At 60.4% G+C, this 2,324-nt stretch carries 3 protein-coding genes and 1 pseudogene; 1 reads left to right on the top strand and 3 read right to left on the bottom strand.

The features are described from left to right. Positions 1-183: 183 nt before the first annotated feature. From ACTQV4_RS10240 to ACTQV4_RS10230, 3 genes and pseudogenes are all read right to left on the bottom strand, one after another. Positions 184-885: a methyltransferase domain-containing protein gene (locus ACTQV4_RS10240; protein ID WP_052241580.1), complete on the bottom strand. Its 702-nt coding sequence runs from the start codon at positions 883-885 to the stop codon at positions 184-186. 63 nt (positions 886-948) lie between these two features. Continuing rightward, positions 949-1,089: pseudogene (locus ACTQV4_RS10235) on the bottom strand (putative RNA methyltransferase); the annotation flags it as partial. A gap of 433 nt (positions 1,090-1,522) precedes the next feature. Further along, positions 1,523-1,873 (bottom strand): transposase, encoded by a 351-nt coding sequence (locus ACTQV4_RS10230; protein ID WP_441569776.1) that lies wholly within the window; start codon positions 1,871-1,873, stop codon positions 1,523-1,525. On the opposite strand from ACTQV4_RS10230, the gene ACTQV4_RS10225 reads away from it, so the two are divergent. Next, on the top strand, positions 1,847-2,134 hold the full coding sequence (locus ACTQV4_RS10225; RefSeq protein ID WP_205163146.1) for a transposase: 288 nt from the start codon (positions 1,847-1,849) through the stop codon (positions 2,132-2,134). The two genes, ACTQV4_RS10230 and ACTQV4_RS10225, sit on opposite strands and share 27 nt — an antisense overlap. Positions 2,135-2,324 lie beyond the last annotated feature (190 nt).

Raw genomic sequence — 2,324 nt, 5'->3', positions numbered from 1 at the left:
GATGACGCGGAAACGGCCCCTCCCGGGGCCGTTTCAGTTCCAGATCGTTGTTTTCGCCCGCTGAGCTGGGCCTATGCCGGAATCTCTCCCACAGAAACCACCGAAGAGCCAGATTTCTTCTGGGGCGGTTGACAAGGGCTGTCCTTCAGCCCTGCAATTAAGAGGATGATGAGCTGGCTGAGCTCATGAAGGGCCTTGGGAGCGAGGGGTGCCCACCAGCAATTCAGCCTCGATGGTGATGCTTTTCACACGCGATAGATTTAGGGACTCCGCGTCGATGCCGAACAGCAGCGGCGTCATCTCGGCGAACACGCGGACGTCCCTTTCGGACATCTCGAAGGTGCGCGTCACCTTGATGCGGTCGGTCATCTTGAAGTGCTTCTCAAAGCAATCGGTCACCAGCTGGTTTGAGTATTCCTTGCTGCGCAAAGATCCTTCAGCAAGGTGGCGCAGCTCCGTAAGATGATTGCTGCCTGGAACCACTTTGACCAGCACTCCTGGCGCGGAGGCGTTTCTGGTTGGGGTGAGAACGCGCTTGAATTCGTCGTAGTTCGAGGGAGCGAATACGTCCACCACGCAGTTGATGGAGCCTTTCAGCACGGGGATGTTCGTCAGGTCGCCAACCAGCCATTTGACCGCCTTTCTGGAATCGTGGCGGGCCGCCATCAGCATGGCGTCTTTTGAGAGGTCAAACGCCACCACGTCGACACAGAGGTTTTCTCGGATTGCACGTGCATAGAAGCCTTCTCCGCATCCCGCGTCGAGCACGCGGAATGGCGTCGCGTTCACAGCTGCAGGACCCTCGCTTGGGGAAAGGGCCCTTCCTACCGCGGTGAGGACGGCTTCTTTCACGTGGTCGTAATACCCTGCCTCCAGGATTGCCATGCGGCTCTCAAAGGATTCTTTGCTGTAGTGGGCTGACTGCCTGGAGGGCCCTAGAAGGTTTACGTACCCCTGCTTTGCGATATCGAAGCAGTGCCTCTTCGGACATACGAGGCTCCCTTCCTGCAGCTTCAGGGCGCTGTGGCAAAGGGGGCAAGAGAGCACGTCGGCGCTGTCAGCAAATCGCGCGTATCTGTCGAGTACCATTGCGTCTCCTTTCGTCCAAGCAATTCTAGCGGATGAGTCTTCCCCAGCAGTGCATGGCTAATCATAGCAGGCAGAACCGCACAGTGACAAATAGCTGAGCTATTTCAAGCTGGGATTTCGGTATTCTGCTGCCCTCTTTTGGGCCACTTCATTTCGCCACGCTTTTGACAGGAGCAACAGGGTCCTCGCGCGCAAAACGCATATGGGCAATGCAGCCGTCTGTCAGGGCATGCCTGCGCCCCCGAACCTGCCGAAAAGGCGCTGATCTGCCCGCCAGGGCATGCCTGCGACCCCGAACCAGCCGAAAGGGGGGTGGATCTGCCCGCCAGGGCATTGGCAGAAGAAAGAATGCCGAGATACTCAATAAGAAGATTGATAACCTTCAGCAGGTGAAAAAAGGAGGCTTCGGTAGTTTGTGTGACAAGGGGCTAGCCTAGGCAGCAACGCTCTTCGCTCCCTTCACGCCCTTCTTCCTCGCCTTCACCGGGCGACCCGGGAGCTGGGGCTGGCAGTCGCCGCACCTGAGCATGAGCAGGGCCACGAGGTTGTCGGTGTTGCGGAAGCCGTAGCCCATCCTCACCGTCACCTTGATCTTGTTGTTGATGGCCTCTACGCGCCCGTTGCTGATGCCGAGCTCGACTGCGGCGATGATGTCGTCGCGCCGGCGGCGCACCTTCTTCTCCACGGCGACGACCTTGGATTGGCTGCACTGATGTGGACAGTTCCGGGAGGGGCGCGAGAGACGGGAGGGCCGTATATGAGGGACCCCAGGCACCCGAGGCATTTCACCGACGAGTTCAAGAGGCAGATAGTCGACCTCTACAACGCCGGCAAGCCCAAGCGCGAGATCATGGACGAGTACGACCTCGGCAAGAGCACCGTGGAGAGGTGGATCAAGTCGATAAACGCGACCGGCTCGCCGCGCGCCGCGGACAACCGCACGCCCGAGCAGAACCGGATCCTGGAGCTCGAGCGCGAGAACCGCAGGCTCCGGATGGAGGTCGACGTCTTAAAACAAGCGGCGCTGATATACGCTCGAAAGTGAGGGCCATAGCGGCCAACGAGGGCCGCTACCCCATATCAGCGCAGTGCAGGCTCCTCGGCGTCGCGAGGTCGACGTACTACTCCATGCGCTCGCGGGCCGACCGGCCCGCCGCGCCGGACCCCGCCGCGCCGGCCGTGGTCGCGGCCCACGCCGCCAGCAAGGGCCGGTACGGCTCGCGCAAGATAAAGGC

This window comes from Collinsella sp. LCP19S3_B11 (assembly GCF_052121915.1).
Taxonomy (GTDB): domain Bacteria; phylum Actinomycetota; class Coriobacteriia; order Coriobacteriales; family Coriobacteriaceae; genus Collinsella.
The sequence above is the reverse complement of the archived record's forward strand: the minus strand, read 5'-3'. Positions and strand labels throughout refer to the sequence as shown.

Excerpts from the sequence above, each read along its gene's own strand:
- ACTQV4_RS10240 (WP_052241580.1), bottom strand. The coding sequence starts at position 885 with ATGGCAATCCTGGAGGCAGGGTATTACGACCACGTGAAAGAAGCCGTC.
- ACTQV4_RS10225 (WP_205163146.1), top strand. The coding sequence starts at position 1,847 with ATGAGGGACCCCAGGCACCCGAGGCATTTCACCGACGAGTTCAAGAGG.
- ACTQV4_RS10230 (WP_441569776.1), bottom strand. The coding sequence starts at position 1,873 with ATGCCTCGGGTGCCTGGGGTCCCTCATATACGGCCCTCCCGTCTCTCG.